22 protein-coding genes and 1 pseudogene are annotated in these 18,499 nt (G+C 64.6%); 20 read left to right on the top strand and 3 right to left on the bottom strand.

What is annotated here, in order from left to right; translation table 11 throughout:
- From G3572_RS21965 to G3572_RS21450, 12 genes are all read left to right on the top strand, one after another.
- Positions 1–186: hypothetical protein (locus G3572_RS21965; RefSeq protein ID WP_205518853.1), on the top strand; the 186-nt coding region annotated here is incomplete at its 5' end.
- 99 nt (positions 187–285) lie between these two features.
- The gene (locus tag G3572_RS21500) at positions 286–1,152 is read left to right on the top strand and encodes a PhnD/SsuA/transferrin family substrate-binding protein (RefSeq protein WP_164615728.1); all 867 of its coding nucleotides are present in this window, start codon (positions 286–288) and stop codon (positions 1,150–1,152) included.
- A gap of 7 nt (positions 1,153–1,159) precedes the next feature.
- The gene (locus tag G3572_RS21495; RefSeq protein WP_164615726.1) at positions 1,160–1,963 is read left to right on the top strand and encodes a phosphonate ABC transporter ATP-binding protein; all 804 of its coding nucleotides are present in this window, start codon (positions 1,160–1,162) and stop codon (positions 1,961–1,963) included.
- Complete coding sequence (locus G3572_RS21490) at positions 1,960–2,673, top strand: PhnE/PtxC family ABC transporter permease (RefSeq protein ID WP_205518852.1); 714 nt, start codon at positions 1,960–1,962, stop codon at positions 2,671–2,673. Before G3572_RS21495 ends, G3572_RS21490 begins: the two co-directional genes overlap by 4 nt.
- 84 nt (positions 2,674–2,757) lie before the next feature.
- Positions 2,758–3,426 carry a class I SAM-dependent methyltransferase gene (locus G3572_RS21485; RefSeq protein ID WP_240335682.1) on the top strand — a complete coding sequence of 223 codons (669 nt, stop codon included), beginning with the start codon at positions 2,758–2,760 and terminating at the stop codon, positions 3,424–3,426.
- Entirely contained in the window at positions 3,423–4,658 is a 1,236-nt protein-coding gene (locus tag G3572_RS21480; protein ID WP_164615724.1) for an alpha-D-ribose 1-methylphosphonate 5-triphosphate diphosphatase, read from the top strand. The genes G3572_RS21485 and G3572_RS21480 overlap by 4 nt, the downstream gene beginning before the upstream one ends.
- A 20-nt stretch (positions 4,659–4,678) precedes the next feature.
- Positions 4,679–5,581 carry a lysophospholipid acyltransferase family protein gene (locus G3572_RS21475; RefSeq protein WP_164615722.1) on the top strand — a complete coding sequence of 301 codons (903 nt, stop codon included), beginning with the start codon at positions 4,679–4,681 and terminating at the stop codon, positions 5,579–5,581.
- 90 nt (positions 5,582–5,671) lie between these two features.
- On the top strand, positions 5,672–6,490 hold the full coding sequence (gene phnC / locus G3572_RS21470) for a phosphonate ABC transporter ATP-binding protein (RefSeq protein WP_164615720.1): 819 nt from the start codon (positions 5,672–5,674) through the stop codon (positions 6,488–6,490).
- A gap of 49 nt (positions 6,491–6,539) precedes the next feature.
- Complete coding sequence (phnD, locus tag G3572_RS21465) at positions 6,540–7,436, top strand: phosphonate ABC transporter substrate-binding protein (RefSeq protein ID WP_164615718.1); 897 nt, start codon at positions 6,540–6,542, stop codon at positions 7,434–7,436.
- 59 nt (positions 7,437–7,495) lie between these two features.
- Positions 7,496–8,374 (top strand): phosphonate ABC transporter, permease protein PhnE, encoded by an 879-nt coding sequence (phnE, locus tag G3572_RS21460; protein ID WP_164615717.1) that lies wholly within the window; start codon positions 7,496–7,498, stop codon positions 8,372–8,374.
- A 153-nt stretch (positions 8,375–8,527) separates the two neighbouring features.
- On the top strand, positions 8,528–9,850 hold the full coding sequence (gene phnE, locus G3572_RS21455; protein ID WP_164615715.1) for a phosphonate ABC transporter, permease protein PhnE: 1,323 nt from the start codon (positions 8,528–8,530) through the stop codon (positions 9,848–9,850).
- Positions 9,850–10,467: an LbetaH domain-containing protein gene (locus G3572_RS21450; protein WP_164615713.1), complete on the top strand. Its 618-nt coding sequence runs from the start codon at positions 9,850–9,852 to the stop codon at positions 10,465–10,467. The genes phnE (G3572_RS21455) and G3572_RS21450 overlap by 1 nt, the downstream gene beginning before the upstream one ends.
- Here G3572_RS21450 and phnF read toward each other — a convergent pair.
- A complete protein-coding gene (phnF, locus tag G3572_RS21445) occupies positions 10,458–11,174 on the bottom strand; it encodes a phosphonate metabolism transcriptional regulator PhnF (protein ID WP_164615711.1) in 717 nt (238 codons plus the stop codon). The genes G3572_RS21450 and phnF overlap by 10 nt on opposite strands.
- A gap of 120 nt (positions 11,175–11,294) precedes the next feature.
- Between phnF and phnG the strand changes: the two genes are divergently transcribed.
- Genes phnG through phnN form a run of 7 tightly spaced genes read left to right on the top strand, consistent with a single transcriptional unit; the run spans position 11,295 to position 16,297 of the window.
- On the top strand, positions 11,295–11,735 hold the full coding sequence (gene phnG / locus G3572_RS21440; protein WP_164615709.1) for a phosphonate C-P lyase system protein PhnG: 441 nt from the start codon (positions 11,295–11,297) through the stop codon (positions 11,733–11,735).
- Positions 11,732–12,301 carry a phosphonate C-P lyase system protein PhnH gene (gene phnH, locus G3572_RS21435; RefSeq protein WP_164615707.1) on the top strand — a complete coding sequence of 190 codons (570 nt, stop codon included), beginning with the start codon at positions 11,732–11,734 and terminating at the stop codon, positions 12,299–12,301. The genes phnG and phnH overlap by 4 nt, the downstream gene beginning before the upstream one ends.
- Positions 12,301–13,419 (top strand): carbon-phosphorus lyase complex subunit, encoded by a 1,119-nt coding sequence (locus G3572_RS21430; protein ID WP_164615705.1) that lies wholly within the window; start codon positions 12,301–12,303, stop codon positions 13,417–13,419. The genes phnH and G3572_RS21430 overlap by 1 nt, the downstream gene beginning before the upstream one ends.
- Entirely contained in the window at positions 13,416–14,306 is an 891-nt protein-coding gene (locus G3572_RS21425; RefSeq protein WP_164615703.1) for an alpha-D-ribose 1-methylphosphonate 5-phosphate C-P-lyase PhnJ, read from the top strand. The genes G3572_RS21430 and G3572_RS21425 overlap by 4 nt, the downstream gene beginning before the upstream one ends.
- Entirely contained in the window at positions 14,303–15,088 is a 786-nt protein-coding gene (gene phnK, locus G3572_RS21420; protein WP_164615701.1) for a phosphonate C-P lyase system protein PhnK, read from the top strand. The genes G3572_RS21425 and phnK overlap by 4 nt, the downstream gene beginning before the upstream one ends.
- Positions 15,089–15,092: 4 nt before the next feature.
- Positions 15,093–15,776, top strand: coding sequence for a phosphonate C-P lyase system protein PhnL (gene phnL, locus G3572_RS21415; protein ID WP_164615699.1), 684 nt, complete (start codon positions 15,093–15,095; stop codon positions 15,774–15,776).
- Complete coding sequence (gene phnN, locus G3572_RS21410) at positions 15,773–16,297, top strand: phosphonate metabolism protein/1,5-bisphosphokinase (PRPP-forming) PhnN (RefSeq protein WP_164615697.1); 525 nt, start codon at positions 15,773–15,775, stop codon at positions 16,295–16,297. The genes phnL and phnN overlap by 4 nt, the downstream gene beginning before the upstream one ends.
- On the opposite strand, the gene G3572_RS21405 is transcribed toward phnN, so the two are convergent.
- Positions 16,279–16,959, bottom strand: coding sequence for a DUF1045 domain-containing protein (locus G3572_RS21405; RefSeq protein WP_164615695.1), 681 nt, complete (start codon positions 16,957–16,959; stop codon positions 16,279–16,281). The two genes, phnN and G3572_RS21405, sit on opposite strands and share 19 nt — an antisense overlap.
- A gap of 95 nt (positions 16,960–17,054) precedes the next feature.
- Here G3572_RS21405 and G3572_RS21400 point away from each other — a divergent pair, with 95 nt between their 5' ends.
- Entirely contained in the window at positions 17,055–18,200 is a 1,146-nt protein-coding gene (locus G3572_RS21400) for an alpha-D-ribose 1-methylphosphonate 5-triphosphate diphosphatase (RefSeq protein ID WP_164615693.1), read from the top strand.
- Between the two features lie 199 nt (positions 18,201–18,399).
- On the opposite strand, the pseudogene G3572_RS21395 reads toward G3572_RS21400, so the two are convergent.
- A pseudogene (locus G3572_RS21395) lies at positions 18,400–18,499 on the bottom strand (IS5/IS1182 family transposase); the annotation flags it as partial.

Genomic DNA, 18,499 nt, shown 5'->3' with positions numbered 1-18,499 from the left:
GCCTGGCGCAGCACGCCCATGATCTGGGCTTCGGTGAAACGGCTCTTCTTCATCGGAATCTCCTCGTTCATCCTGCCGAGAAAATTCTACTTCCGCATCCCCTTAACCATGGGGAGGATTACCCCTCATCAGTCTTGGGTGAAAATCGGTACGTGGTTGCGGCACCCTGCGCATGGGCACCTGTAATCTAGGATATCCATCATATTTCTGTGATCTGCGCTTAGTCGGGGCGTCGTAATGCAGCGATAGGCTGAACACATCCTGACACAACACCGGATGCCCGATATGAAACTGCTTCTCCTTTCCGGCCTGCTTGCCAGCGGGCTTCTTGTCGCTTCGCAGGCCATCGCCGATGGGGCTATTCGTTTTGCCGTCACAGATATCGACGGGCTTGAGTCGCTACAGCGCGAGATGGGTCCGTTCAAGGAGGCTTTCGAGACAGCTTCGGGCTTGAAGGTCGAATTCTTCCCCGTCTCGGGCCGCACTGTGGCAGTCGAAGCGATGGCCGCCGATCAGGTGGATTTTGTGCTGACCGGCCCTGCTGAATATGTGGTTTTCAACGCCCGGCTTGATGCCCAGCCTGTCGTGACCTTCAAGCGCCCGGATTACTACTCGACCGTCGTCGTGCTGGACGAAAGCCCGATCAGGACGGCCGAGGATGTCAAGGGTCAGAAGATTTCTTTCGGCGAGATCGGGTCGACCTCGCAGCATCTTGGCCCCGTAGACTTGCTGGCCAAGGCAGGGCTGACCTATGCGGTGGATTACGAACCCGTGTTCCTGAACCGTAACGTCGCGGTCGAGGCGCTGATCGCCGGTGACATCGGCGGGATCGGCCTGAACCGCACCCATATCGACAGCATCACCAAGAAGTTCCCGGACCAGAAGTTCCGCGTGCTGGTCAAGGGCGACCAACTGCCGGACGACATCCTGCTGGCTTCGTCCAAGGTTTCGCCTGAAGTGGTCGAAATCGTCCGCAAGACCTTTGCCGAAAACAGCGAAGCACTGCTGGCCGCTGTCACCTCAACCGAGGAGAACGCGAAATACATGGGCGGGGCCTTCAATGCCAGCGTGACCGATGCCGACTATGACGTGGTGCGGAAGATGTACGAAAACCTCGGCATAACCGAGTTCACCGAATTCGTCGGCCAGTGACGGCACGATGAACGCGCCCGTCGTTCCCTCCCGGGCCTTGGCCGGTTCCACCTTGGTGGAGCCGGTCCTTGCGGTTGCCGGACTTCGCAAAAGCTTTTCTGACCGTGAAATTCTTCAGGGGCTGGATTTCACCCTGTCCCCCGGTCAATCCACCGCGCTGATCGGCGCGAACGGGTCTGGCAAGTCCACCCTGCTGCGCTGCCTTGTGCGGCTGGTCGAGCCGACCTCGGGCCGCATCGCCATGCTGGGGCAGGATGTTGTCAGCCTTCGCCCGCGTGACTTGCGCCGGTTTCGCGCACAGGTGGGGATCGTCTGGCAGCGCCACAACCTTGTGCCGCGTCTGTCGGCGCTCTCCAATGTCATTCACGGCGTGCAGGCGCGGATGTCGGGCCCAAGGGCGTGGTTCCAGTCGCTTGCCCCCGCCGAGGTCCGTGCCGAGGCCATGGCCTGCCTTGATCGGGTGGGTTTGGCCGACCGCGCAAGCGCCCGCGTCGATAGCATCTCGGGCGGCCAGCAGCAGCGCGTCGCCATAGCGCGCATGCTGATGCAGCGCCCGGCCTTCATTTTGGCTGACGAACCCGACGCCAGCCTTGACCCCCAGACCGGGCAAGAGGTGATGGAGCTTCTCTTGGGTCTGGTCCGGCAGGACGGGTTGTCGCTCTTGGTCATCTCGCATCGGCTGGAACACACGCTGGCCTATTCCGACCGCATCCTTGGTCTTGCCAATGGCCGCATCGCGCTCGACCTGCCGACGGTTCAGGCGAATGCCGCCGCGCTGCGCCGGTTTTTCGATCATGAGGGTGCCGCATGACCGACGCCACTCTTCCCCTGCCCCGCTTCCGCCACCTCGGCTTGCCATCCTATGTGGTCCTTCTGGTCGTGCTGGCGCTGGTCGTCTCGTCCGTGGCCGCAACCGCCCCAAGCGCCGACAAGCTGGTGCGGGGGATCACCCGGCTTTTCGCTCCTTCGGGCCTTTTCACCCAGATGGTCCCGCCGGATTTCTCGCGGATAGAGCCGATCTCGTGGAAGCTGCTGGAAACGCTGCAAATGGCCGTGGCAGGCTGCTTTCTGGGCCTGATCTTCGCGGTCCCTTTCGCGATCCTCGCCACTGACCGGCTGTCGCCACATCCCGTGGTGCGGAGCATCGCCCGCGCGGTCATTGCGCTGTTCCGCACGGTGCCGGACCTCGTCTGGGCGATCATCTTCATTATAGTGGTGGGTCTGGGCCCTGCCGCGGGCGTCATGGCAATCATGGTTGACAAGATCGGCTTCGCCGGCCGCTTCTTCGCCGAGGCGATGGAGGAAACCGACCCCGGCCCGCAGGATGCGCTGCGTGCCATCGGGGCCAGTCGGCTGGGGGTGATCGTGTCATCGGTCTTTCCGGCCTGTCTGCCGTCCTTCACGGCCACCTCGCTGTTCGCGCTGGAAAAAATCCGTGCGCGGTTCGGCCGCTCTTGGCCTTGTCGGAGCGGGCGGCATCGGGGTCGACCTCAAGGTCGCCTTCGACCTTTTCAACTATGACGAGGCGCTGGCGATCATCCTTCTGATGCTCGCTCTTGTCATCGCCGTCGAGCAGGGCTCGGGCTGGATCCGCAGGAAACTGATATGACCATGATGACCACAGATACCGCCTATCTTTACTGGAATGCCGAATGGCAGAAGGCCGATGGCAGCAGTCCTTGGGCGCAGCCTGAACCTTGGGTGACCGATCATATGGCAACGCTTGCGCCAAGGTCGCGGGTGCTCGACCTTGGGGCAGGCATCGGACGCCATGCGCTGGCATTTGCCCGCGCCGGCCATCAGGTGACCGCACTGGATGCCGCCGAGGCTGCCGTGGCCGCCATTTCGGCCTCCGCTTTCACTCAGGGCCTGACGATCGACGCCTGCATCGGTGCGATGACCGATCTTCCCTTCGAGAGCGGAAGCTTTGACCATGTGTTGGCTTGGAATGTGATCTACCACGGCGACGAGACCATCGTCCGACGGACCCTGGCCGAGGTTGCCCGCGTCCTCCGCCCTGGCGGCAGCTTCATGGCCACCATGCTGTCTGCCCGCCGCCTGCCGGTGGAACAGGCCAAGGCAAAGGGGCGCGAGATCAGCCGCAATACCTGGGTCTTCGAAGGCTTCGGCGACAAGGTTCATCCGCACTACTTCTGCACCGCGCAAGAGCTTGTGTCGCTCTTGTGGGGGTTCGAGACGATGACCCTCTTTGATCGTCCTCATGAAAAGCCCGGATCTTGGCACTGGCACCTTCTGGCGGAGCGGCTGGCATGAGCGCGGAACTGATAGATGGCGCCGTGCTGATCCTTGAGGATCGGGTGACGACGGGCTCGGTCCGCATCGAGGGCGGCCGGATCACCGGCATCGATGTCGCGCGCGACGGAGCGAGCGTCATTCCCGGCAAGGGCCGCATCCTTGCCCCGGCCTTTGTGGACATCCACGGCGACGCCTTCGAGCACCAATTGATGCCGCGCCCGGGCGTCATGGTGGGGACAGAAGCCGCGCTTCTGGAAACCGACCGCCAACTTGCGGCGAACGGCATCGCCACGGCCTATCACGCCCTGACCCTCTCGTGGGAGCCCGGCCTGCGTTCGGTGGAAACCGGCTGGCAGGTCGTCCGCGCGCTGGAGGGCTTGCGTCACCGGCTGACCGCCGACAACCTCATCCAGCTACGCTGGGAAACCTTCTGCCTCGAGGCCGAACCCCTGATCGCCCATGTCCTAGCCGGCCCCGACCGTCCTGCGCTCGCATTTAATGACCATACAACGGCGGCCCTGCTACACCCGGAAATCGCGGTCCATGATCGGCCCTTCGACCATGTCGCGGAATATCCGGTCACCGACCTTTCCGCAAATGGCTTCCTCGACAAGATGGGCGAACGGGCGAAACGCTCGCATATGACCACGGCCGATTTCGTGGCGCTGATTGCCCGGGTCTGGGCGCGGCGGCCGGAGGTTCCTTCCCATATCGAACGCATCGCCGCGCTGGCCCGTGCACATGGCGCGCCGATGCTCAGCCATGACGACAGTCAGGTGGAAACCCGCAGCTTCTATCGCCGCCTTGGCGCCAAGGTCGCCGAGTTTCCGATGCATGAACGGGTGTTCCTTGCCGCGCATGCCGCGGGCGACCCAATTGTTCTTGGCGCGCCGAACGCGATGCGCGGCGGCAGCCATCTGGGCAGCCCCGGTGCCGCGCAGATGATCGCGCGCGGACTGTGTGACATTCTTGCGTCCGATTACTACTACCCCGCCATTCTGGGCGCCATGGTGCGGCTTCATGCAGATCGGGTGGCCCCCCTGGCTGAACTTTGGCGGCTGGTCTCGGTCAACCCCGCCCGTGCGATGGGGCTGACTGACCGTGGCCGCATCGCGCCGGGCCAGCGGGCCGACCTTGTGCTGCTGGACTGGCCCCAAGGCCATGCGCCGGCGCCTCTGCGCACATGGGTGTCCGGGCGCGGTGGCTATTCCGCGCTGCCAGCCGAGCGCACCCCCGAATATACAACCTGATCCCAAGACGGAGATCGCGGATGCTAAGCGACAGCCGGACCTTCGACCTCGATCCGCTGCCATGTCCGGTGGATTTCACCTATTCCCACCCTGGCCAATCCGCCTTTCGCCGCGGCCTCATCCGGGCGGTGGAATGGATGTCGGGCCAACCGCAGTTGCGCCAGCGCTATCTGGACTGGTCCATGGCAGGGAAACGTCCGTTTGAAAGCGTATTCGAGGCCGCCCTGCGCATCTTGCGCCTGCGAGCCGAATTTGCGGGGACCTCCCTCCTCCAGATTCCTGCAACGGGCGGGCTTCTGATTGTGGCAAACCATCCTTTCGGGATTGTCGACGGGCTGGCACTGGGTCATCTGGGCTTGGTCTTGCGTGGCAATGTCCGCATCCTGACCAACAGCCTTCTTTGCCGTGTCCCAGAGATAGATCCCCATCTCCTGCCGATCGATTTCTCCGGCACGCCACAGGGCCGGCGTCTGACAGCGGAAAGCCGGAGGCAGGCGATTGACCTGTTGGCGCGTGGACAGGTGGTGGTCATTTTCCCGGCTGGTGGGGTAGCCACGGCCAACCGTCCCCTACGTGGCAGCGCGGTGGATTCGCCGTGGCATTCCTTTGTCGGGCGGCTCGCCACGGTGCCGGGAACGACGGTACTGCCGGTACATTTGGCGGGGCAAAATTCGCGCCTGTTCCAGTTTGCCAGCCATCTTTCCTACCCGTTGCGGGTGGCGCTGATCTTCCACGAAACGCGCCGCCAGATAGGCCGCTCGGTGCAGATGACCCTTGGTCCGCCCATCCCGGCCGAGGACCTGCTGGCGCTGGACCGCGATCAGGTCGCACGCGAGTTGCGCCGCCGCACCATGGCGCTGGCCAGCCCAGCTTTGAGCGATCCCGACGAATGTTACATCTGGCCGAATCACATCCGCTGGTAGCCGCCCCCGTCACGCAAGTTTCACACCTGTTTCGGGCTGTTGTCACATGCCACCGCTAATTGGCGAAAGGCAGGAAACCGGAGGTGATCGATGCTCGAAGTGCAGGGCGTGACGCGGATGTTTGGCCAGAAGGCCGCAGTCGATACTGTCAGCTTCCGCATCGATGGCCCGGCCTTTGTCGGCATCATCGGACGCTCGGGGGCCGGAAAATCCACCTTCCTGCGGCTGATGAATCGGCTGATCGATGCAAGCGCAGGGGAAATCCGGGTGGACGGCCGCAACGTGCTGGCCCTGAAGGGGGCGCAGGCGCGGGAATGGCAGTCGCAATGCGCGATGATCTTCCAGCAGTTCAACCTCGTGCCGCGCATGGACGTGGCCTCGAACGTGCTGCACGGCATCCTCAACCGCCGCTCGACCCTGCAGACCATGTTCAACCTGTGGCCCCGCGCCGATATCCTGCGCGCACTCGACATTCTCGACCGGCTGGGAATTGCGGAGCAGGCCCCGAAACGCGCCGAGGCGCTGTCGGGGGGGCAGCAGCAGCGTGTGGCGATTGCCCGTGCGCTCATGCAGGACCCGAAGATCATCCTGGCAGATGAACCCATCGCCTCGCTCGACCCGATGAATGCGCAGGTGGTGATGGACACGCTCAAGCGCATCAACGTGGAAGACGGGCGCATGGTCATTGCCAATCTCCACACGCTCGATACCGCGCGGCGCTATTGCGACCGGGTGATCGGCATGCGCGATGGCCGCATCGTCTTTGACGGCAGGCCCGAGCAGCTTTCGACCGGCGTCGCACGCGACATCTACGGCGCCGATGCCTCTTTCAACGAGGCCGCAACCTCGACCTCGATGCCCACCGACACCGCAGCCGACAGGACCTACGCGGACCTGATGCTGTCGTGACCCCCGACGTAATCACTGGCCGATCTGGCCACAACCTCATGGAGCCCCCATGCAAAAGCTGCTGACTGCCACTGCCCTGACCGCCCTTCTGGCGACATCGGCCGCCGCTCAGGACCTGACCGGCTTCAACATCGGTATCCTCGGCGGCGAGAACGCCCAGGACCGGATGACCAACCTCGAGTGCTTCCGCGCCAAGGTGGAGGCCGAGCTTGGCGTTCCGACCAAACTCTTCACCCCCGCCGATTATGACGGCGTCATCCAGGGCCTGCTGGGCGGCTCGCTCGATTTCGCCTGGCTGGGGGCCTCGGCCTATGCCAAAATCTACCTGACCAACCCCGAAGCCGTGGAAGTGATGCTGACCAAGCAGAACAACGATGGCTCCACCGGCTACTACGCCATCGGCTTCGCCCGCGCCGATTCCGGCATCACCTCAATCGAAGAGGCCAAGGGCAAGGTCTTTGCCTTTGCCGATCCCAACTCCACGTCGGGCTATCTGGTTCCCGGTGCCGAGCTTCAGGAAACCTACGGCAAGCTGGACGACTACTTCGCCGAGGTGAAAATGTCGGGTGGCCATGAACAGTCGATCGTTGGCGTGGCGAACGGCGACTTCGACGCCGCCGTGTCCTGGGCCGACGGTCTGGGCAACTGGGAAGACGGCTTCAACTCGGGTGCCTTCCGCAAGGCCGCCGACTCGGGTCTTGTCGATATGACCACGCTGGTTGAAATCTGGCGCTCCAAGCTGATCCCCGAAGGCCCGATGGTCGCCCGCAAGACCCTGCCGCAGGATGCCAAGGACAAGATGTTCGCGCTGCTCGACACCATGTGGGAAACCGATCCCGATTGCGCCTATGCCGTCGCGGCCGGTGAGGCGCAGGACTTCGTGCCGGTCACCCACGAAGACTATCTGGGCATCATCGCCGCCCGCAAGCTGCAGCAGGGCAGCTGAGCTCACAAGAACCGACCGGGCCCCCATCGGGGGTCCGGCCTTTCGTTTCGGGGGACAGGATGGTGGATGTAGCCTTCGGGCCAGAGCGCGGACGGCGCCCGAACCTTGCCGACAATCGCGAAGCCTATCTGGAGATGGTGCGCCGCAAGCGGATGTATGGCGGGCTTTTGCTGGTCATCTTCATTGCGCTCATGTCGTCGGGCTGGATGCTGGCCGATGACCGCAACGCAGGCGGCTTCTGGGGCGGGCTGCATCAGGTCTTTGACTTCCCGTCCGAGGTCTTTGCCGAAGCCTGGGCAAAGCGCGCGAACCTGCCGGGGCTGGTCTGGCACCACCTGCCGGCCCTGATCGAGACGCTGAACATCGCCGCTGTCGCCACCCTGATCGGGGCGGTCGCCGCAATGTCGCTGTCGCTCCTCGCCACGCGTGGCCTTGCGCGCTGGCCACGGCTGATCCCCGTCTTCCGCCGCACCATGGATGCGCTGCGTGCGATCCCCGAGATCGTCATTGCGCTGGTGCTGATCTACATTCTTGGTGGTGGCCCGGTGCCTGCCGTCATCGCCATCGCGCTGCACACCGGCGGCGCTCTGGGCAAGCTTTTCTCCGAAGTCGCCGAGAATGCCGACCTGAAGCCGGTCGAGGGGCTGGCCTCGGTCGGTGCAAACTGGTCGCAGCGCATGTGGCTGGGGGTGATCCCGCAGGTGGCCCCCAACTGGCTGTCCTACGCGCTGCTGCGGTTCGAGATCAACGTCCGTGCCTCCGCCATCCTCGGTTTTGTCGGCGAAGGCGGCATCGGCCATGATCTGAAGCTTGCGATGCAATGGGGGCAGGGCCGCTATGATCAGGTGGTGGCGATTTTCCTGCTGCTGTTCCTCGCCATCGTGGCCATCGACCGCATCTCGGACCATTACCGACACAAGATGGTAAAGGACGGCTGACATGCGCCGCGTCCCCGCCCGGTTCCTTTCGATCTCCTGCCCGACGACGAGCCGCCCCGCCTGATCCCTGCACCTGGCCCGCTGCCTTGCACCGCACGCCGCCCCTCTGGGCTGACGAAGGGCGAGGGGGGCCACCAGTCTGAAAGTTTGCCGATGACCGCAACGCTCGCCCCCGGCCTTGCCGAGACCGTCACCCGCCGCTTTGACCGCAAGCGCCGGATGGCCTTTGCCATCCCGGCAGCGATCATCGCCTATCTGATCTATGCCGCGATCAGTTTTGACATCGCGGGCCTTGTGAACCGCGCCCGCTTTGACAATGCGGCGATCCTTCTGTCGGACTTCTGGTCGCACAAGACGCATGTCACCCGCGACAACCGCAGCGGCAAGCTTACCGTCGCCATCGAGGGCGAGAACAAGGGCACTTATCCCGAGGGCATGTTGCCCGACTGGGTCACGGTGGTAGAGGGCGTCACCACCATCGACCTCGGGCGGGGCCATGTTGTCACCTATGACGACGCCGGCGCGCGCTATGTCGTGCCGGGCTATGGCACCATCGACATCCGCCCGCAGGGGGATCGGCCGGTCGTCACGGCGCCCGAACCATTGCCCGACTGGATCGCCGTGGCCGAAAATCGGGTGGGTGTTACCACATCGGCGGGGCGCTTCACCTATACCCGGTCCAAGGTCGAGACCTTCCGCTACCACGCCGGTTGGGAGCTTTGGTTCTTCACCCTAGACAGCCCCTTCTATGGCAAGACCGCCCCTGAGCTTGCCGCCCTTGCCCTGACAGGCGACCGGATCGACCCGGCGCGCGCCAACCTTGCCTATATGGCGCATGAGTTCTGGACCAACCGGATGTGGCGGCATGGTGATGTGGCCTGGGCGATCTTCGAGACGATCCTGATGGCCTTTCTCGGCACCATGACCGCCGCCCTGATCGCCCTGCCGCTGTCCTTCGTCGCCGCGCGGAACTTCATGCCGCTTGGCATCTTCCGAGGGGCGGCCCGCCGGGTGTTCGATTTCATCCGGGGGGTGGACGGCCTGATCTGGACCATCATCCTGTCGCGCGCCTTCGGACCCGGCCCGATGACCGGCGCCATCGCGATTGCAATCACCGACACCGGCAGCTTCGGAAAGACCTTTTCAGAGGCGCTGGAAAACATCGATGAAAAGCAGGTCGAGGGCGTGCGCTCCACCGGGGCCAACGCCATGCAGCGCGCTCGTTTCGGTGTGATCCCGCAGGTGATGCCGATCCTGCTGGCCCAGGTGCTCTATTACCTCGAATCCAATACCCGTAGCGCCACCGTGATCGGTGCAATTGTCGGCGGTGGCATCGGTCTCTTGCTGACGCAGGCGATCATCACGCAGAAGGATTGGGAAGAGGTAGCCTATTACATGGTCCTCATCGTTCTCATGGTCATGCTGATGGACAGCCTGTCGGGCTGGCTGCGGCGCAAGCTGATCCGGGGCGCATGATGCCGAAGCTGTCGCCCGACCAACCCTTCGTCCATCCCGGCTGCAAGATCGTCAACTCCACCTTCGGGGCCTATTGCGAGGTGGGCGAGGGCAGCCGAATCCTGAATTCGACATTTCAGGATTACGCCTATTGCGACCGGCTGTCGGACATTGCCAATACCACCGTCGGCAAATTCGCCAATATCGCTGCGCTCACCCGGATCGGGCCGACCGATCATCCGATGGGAAATGCCAGCCTGCACCATTTCCTTTATCGCTCGTCCTACTACTGGGACGATGTTCCCGACGACGCCGAGTTCATGGCTCGACGCGCCAGCCGCCGCACCGTGATCGGCCCCGACACATGGCTGGGACACGGCGTGATCGTTAAGCCCGAGGTGACCATCGGCCCAGGAGCGGTGATCGCCTCGGGTGCGGTGGTCACCAAGGACGTTCCGCCCTACATGATCATGGCGGGCATCCCGGCCCAGCCGCTGCGCGCCCGTTTCCTGCCCGCCGTGGCCGAGCGGCTGATGGCCTTGGCGTGGTGGGACTGGCCCCATGAGGCGCTGCGCACCGCGCTGGCAGATTTCCGCGCCCTGACCGCCGAAGCCTTCCTCGAGAAATATCAGGGCTGATCGGGGCTGACGGTCAGCGTCACCCGGTCTCCGGCAAACCATGTCGTTCCGAATTCCACCGGCACCCCCGCCGCATCGATGTTCAGCGCCACCGAGCGCAGGACGGGGGCGCCGGGCTTGACCTGCAGGGCCAGCGCCAGCACCGGATCGGCCAGCTTTGCCGTCAGCCGTGTGTCGCGCCGCGTGTAATCCATCAGCCCGCAGGACCGCAGGGCGGCGGTGACCGAAGATTGCCCCTCCATCGCCGTCAGCAGTTCTGGAAAGCGCGCGGCGGCAAAGACCGACCGGAACGCCCCCAGCGGCATCCCGTCGGCAAGCGATACACCCTCCACCACATGCACCAATGCGCCGGGGGCAATTTCCAGCGCCGTCGCCTCTACCGACTGTGCGGGGCGCGTTTCAAGCCGCGTGATCCGGCGCGACGGCGTGCGCCCGCTGTCGCTGACAGTCTGGTGAAACCGCACCCGCCGCCCCAGCCGGTAATCGGTCGGGCGAGCGGCCACGAACACGCCAGAGCCCCGGCGCGACACGATCACCCCCGCCTGGGCCAGATCGGCCAGCGCCCGCCGCAGGGTGTGACGGTTCACCCCGAAACGCGCGGATAGCTCGGCCTCGGTCGGCAGGCGCGCGCCGGGCGCATAAGCCCCGTCGGCAATCTCGGCGCGCAGGGTAGCGGCAATCGCCGACCAGAGGGCTTCGCGCGGCATATGTCTCTCCCGTCATGAAAATTTCACAACTCTCCGGTTGGAGCCCTCGGCTTTGTCCGGTATGATTTGTCTAGTTGTATAGTATATCCGACAACCTGCCAAGATGTCGAGGATGCCATGATGAAAGACCAGACCACGGCGCGGAAGGGGTGGATGTCCCTGCTGGCCAAGGCGCCGCCAGAACGGCTGGCAGCCCTGATGCCCGACCTGCCGCCGCATGTCCTGCTGCGCAGCCCTGAAACCGGGGCGGTGATGGTGCGGGGCCGCATCGGGGCCAGCGGCGGGGCCTTCAATCTGGGTGAGATGACGATGACCCGCTGTTCCGTCCGTATGGATTGCGGCACGGTCGGACATGCCTGGGTGCAGGGGCGCGACAAGGCCCATGCGCGCCGCGCGGCCGTTGCGGATGCGCTGATGCAGACCGATGCAGCGGCGGACCTGCAGACGGCGGTGCTGATGCCCCTGAGCGCCGAGGCCGACCGCGCCCGCACTGCCCGTGCCGCAAAGGCGGCCGCCACCAAGGTCGATTTCTTCACAATGGTCCGCGGGGAAGACGCATGAGCGCCCACACGCTTTCCGGCGGCTTTGCCGATGCGCCGATCCAGTCGGCGCGGGCCTTCCGCGCCCTGCTCGAGGCGATGGCGCGCCCCGGCACGATTCACGCCGTCACCGGCGCGCAGCCGCCCGCGCCGCTTTCGGTTGCTGCCGGTGTCGCCTTGCTCACCCTGTGCGACGGGACGACGCCCCTGCATCTGGCAGGCACCAGTGACCGGCCCGAAGTGCGCGACTGGCTCGCCTTTCACATCGGCGCGCCGCTTGTCGGTCCGCAAGAGGCCGCCCTCGCGCTTGGCCGCTGGGAAGACCTGGCTCCCGTCAACCGCTTCCGCATCGGCCTGCCCGACTATCCAGACCGCTCGGCCACGCTGATCGTCGAGATGGATCGCCTGACCAACCACGGTCCCGCCCTGACGGGACCGGGGATCGAAACCGCCACATGGCTGAATCTGCCGGAAACGGCGGCCTTTCAGGCCAACCGAGCGCTGTTCCCGCTCGGGTTCGACACGATCTTCACCTGCGGCGACCGCATTGCCGCCCTGCCCCGATCTACCCGCGTGGAGGCTGTCTGATGTATGTTGCCGTCAAGGGTGGCGAACGCGCCATCGAAAATGCCCACCAATGGCTGGCCGAGGAACGCCGCGGGGACCTTTCGATCCCCGAACTGACCATCCCCCAGATACGCGAACAGATGAAGTTGGCCGTGAACCGGGTCATGGCAGAAGGCTCGCTTTACGATCCAGACCTTGCCGCCCTTGCGATCAAGCAGGCGCGGGGTGACCTGATCGAGGCGGTGTTCCTGATCCGCGCCTATCGCACCACCCTGCCGCGCTTTGCCCTATCGAACCCGGTCGATACCGGGGCGATGGCGATGGACCGTCGCATCTCGGCCACGTTCAAGGATCTTCCCGGCGGTCAGGTGCTGGGCCCCACTTTTGACTACACCCACCGCCTTCTGGACTTTGCCCTGATGGCCGAAGGAGAGGCCCCGTTTGCCGCAGCCCTGCCGTCCACGCAAGCAGGAGCAGAAGGTGACGATGCGCCCCCCCATGTGCCCCATGTCACCACTTTTCTCGACCGCGACGGGCTGATCGAGACGGACCCCGCGACCGACACCACGCCCCCCGACTTGACCCGCGAACCGCTGGAACTGCCTGCCGACCGCGCGCTACGCCTGCAAGGGATCACCCGGGGGGATGAGGGCTTCATCCTGTCGCTCGCCTATTCCACCCAGCGCGGCTATGGGCGCACCCATGCTTTCGTCGGCGAATTGCGCATTGGCCGGGTCGCGGTCGAGGTCGACATCCCCGAGCTCGGCTTTGCGGTCGAGGTCGGCGAGGTGGAACTGACCGAATGCGAGACGGTCAACCAGTTCAAGGGCTCCAAGACCGAACCACCGCAATTCACGCGGGGCTATGGGCTGGTCTTCGGCCAGTCCGAACGCAAGTCCATCGCCATGAGCCTCGTGGACCGCAGCCTGCGCTGGCAGGAGTTGGGCGAGGACTTCACCGGCGCTCCGGCGCAGGATGAGGAGTTTGTCCTCTATCACTGCGACAACATCCAGGCGACCGGGTTTCTCGAACACATCAAGCTGCCGCATTACGTCGACTTTCAGGCCGAACTGGAACTGGTGCGCCGCTTGCGGGCGGAAGCACAAGCGCAGGCACAGCAGCAGGAGGCCGCGGAATGACCATGTCCCACGACGCCCAAGCCTATAACTTCGCCTATCTCGACGAACAGACCAAGCGCATGATTCGCCGGGCCATCCTCAAGAGCCTTGCCGTGCCAGGGTATCAGGTTCCCTTCGCCAGTCGCGAAATGCCGATGCCTTACGGCTGGGGCACCGGCGGGGTGCAGGTTACGGCGGCCTGCCTTGTGCCGGAAGACCGGCTCAAGGTCATCGACCAAGGCGCGGATGACACCACCAACGCCGTCTCGATCCGCAAGTTTTTTGCCCGCACGGCGCAGGTTGCCACGACCGAACGCACACAAGAGGCAACCCTGATCCAGACCCGCCACCGCATCCCGGAAACGCCGCTGACCGAGGGCCAGATCCTTGTCTATCAGGTCCCGATCCCCGAACCCCTGCGCTTTCTGGAACCGCGCGAAACCGAGACGCGGAAGATGCACGAGCTTGAGGAATACGGGCTGATGCATGTGAAGCTGTATGAGGACATCGCCCGCCACGGCCAGATAGCGACATCCTACGCCTATCCGGTCAAGGTCGAGGGGCGGTATGTCATGGACCCTTCGCCGATTCCGAAGTTCGATAATCCCAAGCTCGGCCAGAGCCCTGCCATCCAGTTGTTCGGCGCGGGGCGTGAGCAGCGCATCTATGCCCTGCCGCCCTTCACGGACGTCGTCAGCCTGGACTTCGACGATTACCCCTTCGCTTCCAGCAAAGCCCCGCACGACTGCGACCTTTGCGGCGCACGGCAAAGCTATCTGGACGAAGTCATCACCGATGACCGAGGTGGGCGGATGTTTGTCTGCTCCGACACCGATTTCTGCGCCAGTCGACAGGCGCAGGGCAAGGTCGGGCGACTTGGGGTGGGTCAGGCGGAGGGCGCGAAATGACGCTGCAGGAAAAGATCGTCGCTTTGGATCGGCCGATCCTCAAGGTTGAAGGCCTGACCAAGCGCTACGGTCCCCGTATCGGCTGCGCGGATGTGTCCTTTGAGCTTTATCCGGGCGAGGTTCTGGGGATCGTCGGGGAAAGCGGGTCGGGGAAATCCACGTTGCTGTCCTGTCTTGCCGGGCACCAGCGCCCCGACCTTGGCCATATTGCCTTTGACGGGCGTGACGTGCTGGCGATGAGCGAGACTGAACGCCGCCTCCTCTCGCGCACCGACTGGGCCTATGTCCACCAGAACCCCCGCGACGGGTTGCGGATGGGCGTCAGCGCGGGCGGAAACGTGGGCGACCGGCTGATGGCCGTTGGCGCACGGCATTATGGGCAGATCCGCGGCAAGGCGGCCGATTGGCTCGGGCGGGTGGAAATCGCCGCTGACCGGATTGACGACCGCCCCAGCGCATTTTCCGGGGGCATGCAGCAACGTCTGCAGATTGCCCGCAATCTGGTCACAGCGCCGCGCCTTGTCTTCATGGACGAACCGACGGGCGGCCTTGATGTTTCGGTGCAGGCCCGGCTTCTGGACCTGCTGCGCGGCCTGGTCCGCGACCTTGGCCTGTCAGTCATCATCGTGACCCATGACCTTGCCGTGGTCAGGCTGCTTGCGCATCGGCTGATGGTGATGAAATCGGGCCGGGTGGTGGAACAGGGCCTGACCGATCAGGTGCTGGACGATCCGCAGCACGCCTATACGCAACTGCTCGTCTCTTCTGTGCTTCAGGTGTAACCCTATGATCCGTATCGATAACCTATCAAAGTCCTTTACCCTGCACAATCAGGGCGGCGCGGTGATCCCGGTCATGTGTGGCGCTTCGCTGACTGTCGCACCAGGCGAATGCGTCGGCCTGACCGGCCAGTCCGGCGCAGGGAAATCCACGCTGATGCGGATGGTCTATGGCAATTACCTTGCCGCGGGTGGAAGCCTGATTGTCGGGGATCTCGACGTCGCAAGCGCCGCCCCGCGCGAGATCATCCGTCTGCGGCGCAAGACGCTGGGCTATGTCAGCCAGTTCCTCCGTGTCGTGCCCCGCGTCCCCACCCTGGACATCGTGGCTGAGCCGCTTCTGGCGCTTGGCACCCCGAGCGATGAGGCCCGCGACCGCGCAGCCCATCTCTTACAGCGCCTCAACATCCCCGAACGGCTTTGGGCCCTGTCGCCCACCACCTTTTCGGGCGGCGAACAGCAGCGCGTGAACATCGCGCGAGGCTTTGCCCATACCTTTCCTGCGCTCCTCCTCGACGAACCGACCGCGAGCCTTGATGCGGCGAACCGCGAGGTCGTGCTGACCCTGATCGAGGAAGCAAAGGCACGCGGCGCGGCGTTGCTGGGCATCTTCCATGACGAATCCGCCCGCGCCCGCGTTTGCGATCGATTGGTGGATGTGACCGGCTTTACCCCGAAAGTCGCGGCATGATCTTCGCTGTTGTCGGCCCTTCAGGCGCAGGGAAGGATACGTTGATCGCCGGAGCGCTCGCCGTCCGGCGGGACCTGCGCCTTGTCCGCCGCGTCATCACCCGCCCGTCCGAAGCGGGGGGCGAGGATTTTGAGGGCGTCTCGGTCCCGGACTTCCTTCTCCGCCGGGACCGGGGCGAATTTGCCCTGCACTGGCAGGCGCACGGCCTGCACTACGGCATCCCCAAGGCCCAGTTTGCCGGACCGGGCGACGTGATCTTCAACGGCAGTCGCGCCGCCCTGCCCGAGGCAGTTTTGGTCCTTCCGGGGTTGCGGGTGATCCTTGTCACCGCGCCGGATGCCGTGCTGGCCAACCGGCTGGCCGCACGGGGACGTGAGGAAGCCGCCGACATCCGGGAACGGCTGAACCGGGCAGGCTTTGCACTGCCCGGGGGGATTAGCGCCACGACTGTCATCAACGATGGCGCGCTGGAGACCGGCATTAGCCGGTTTCTGGCGGCACTTCAGCCGGTCAGGGCATAGCGGTGCAACAGGTGGAACCGGCCGCCCGCATCCTCGCCGAAGAGGCAGAGGTCCTCGATCACGAAGGGGCGGGGCAGAACGGGCGCGAAATGCGCCGCCAGCGCCGCCATGGCCGGGGCGCGATCGGTCAGGCGATCGGTCAGCGTCAGGTGAAAGCGGAATTCCTCCATCACAAAAGGATAGCCCCAGGTCTCCATCAGGACCCGCTGGCGGGAGGACAGTGTTTCCGGGCGACGGCGGGCGATCTCGGCGGGCGTCAGCGCTGCGCGCAGCGGGTTTGTGGCTCTGACCACCGCTGCGCCCAGTTCCAGCAGTGCAGCCTCACAGCCCGTGGGCGTCAGAGCAAGGAAGCCGTGCAGGTTCTCCAGTGCCAAGGCCTCGCAGGAGACCGGCGCCCGGCGCCCGGCCAGATCGGCAACCGTTGCGGCGGCCTCCTCGGGTGTCACGCCCGCATCCAACCGGAAGGGCGCGCGGATCGTGCCATGAAACCCATAGCGGCGCGGGTCCACCGTGATGGCGGCGGGATCGTCGATGCCCGGCACCACTGCATGCGGCAACGCGTGGCCCGTATTAGGGTCCCATCCCAGCCATTCATTCGCGCGTGCGGCAAAGGCGCCGGGGCGCGGGGCGTAGTAGACGGCAAAGCGTTTCATCTGCTCCATGCGGGGCTGCCTAGCGGGGCTCTGTCACATCAGTGTGACAGGTCCACGGCACCAGACGCCATCCCCCATCGGGCCAAAATCCAAGCGAGACAAACATGACGACCGAGACGATCCTTGCTAATGCCACCCTTGTCCTACCAAGCGGCACCCTGCGCGGGCAGTTGCGGATGCTGGATGGTCGCATCAGTGACATCGCGGAAGGCAGCAACCTGCCCAAGGGGTCGATCGATTGCGCGGGCGATCTGGTCATGCCCGGCCTGATCGAGCTTCACACTGACAACCTTGAACGACACATCGAGCCGCGCCCCAAGGTTGACTGGCCCCATGCCGCGGCCATCATCGCCCATGACGCCGAGCTTGCCAGCGTCGGCATCACCACGGTCTTCGACGCGCTGCGTGTGGGGTCGGTCGTGTCAAACGCCAAGGCCAACTACGGCGAATATGCCCGCGCTCTGGCGGATGAAATTCTTGGCCTGCGGGCCGAAGGCGCGCTGCGGATCAGCCATTTCCTGCATCTGCGCGCCGAGGTCTGCTCTGAAACGCTGGTGGAGGAACTGGACAAGTTCGGCCCCGCCGACCGGATCGGCATCGTCAGCCTGATGGACCACACGCCCGGCGCCCGGCAGTTCCGCGACCTGTCGAAGCTGAAGGACTACTACATCGGCAAGCACGGCATCTCGGACGCCGACTGGGATGCCCATGTTGCCGCCCAACTTGCCCTTAAGGAGCGCAACGGCGCCGAGCATGAGGCCGCCGCCGTTGCCGCCGCCCGCCGATATGGCGCGGTTCTGGCGAGCCATGACGACACCGAAGCAGACCACGTCACTCGCTCGGCCGAACATGGCGCACATTTCGCCGAATTTCCGACCACGCTCGAAGCCGCACAAGCCTGCCGCGAATTTGGGATCAAGGTGATGATGGGTGCGCCGAACCTGATCCGGGGCGGCAGCCATTCCGGCAATGTCGCGGCAGAGGACTTGGCAAAGGCCGATCTTCTGGACATCGTGTCATCGGATTATGTGCCATCATCTCTTCTGTCCGCAGCGCTGCGGCTGGGCGACTTATGGGGTGACCTTGCCCGCGGCATTGCCACAGTGACCGCTGCTCCCGCCGAAGCCGCCGGACTGGACAGCCGTGGCCAACTGAAAACCGGCGCGCGGGCCGATGTAATCCGCGTGGCACGGGTCGGTACGGCAGTTACCACGCGCGGCGTCTGGGTTCAGGGCGAAAGGGCGGCTTGACCAAATCCGGTGCCTTGGTCTCGTAGTTCCATCCATGGCTGATAGGACCGGGAATAGGGTTTTGCAGGTGCCGCAGACCGCCGCATATCGCCGACAATGCCGTATCGGCGACGTCGCCTGTGAGGGAAATGCCGCTCGGAGACCTCGCACCTCGTCAGCTCCCTGCCTCGAAAAGCCTATGGTCAGGACTCGTTCTGGATTACAGCCAGAACATGACCGTCGCGGCGAGTGCCACGGCGGAGAAGAAAGTCTGCGGACAACGGTCGTATCGGGTGGCGACCCGCGGCCAGTCCTTGAGT

It is taken from the genome of Pseudotabrizicola algicola, assembly GCF_010915705.1.
In the GTDB taxonomy this organism is placed as follows: Bacteria; Pseudomonadota; Alphaproteobacteria; order Rhodobacterales; family Rhodobacteraceae; genus Pseudotabrizicola; species Pseudotabrizicola algicola.
Note: the sequence above shows the minus strand (reverse complement) of the source record. Positions and strands in the feature narration are given on the sequence as shown.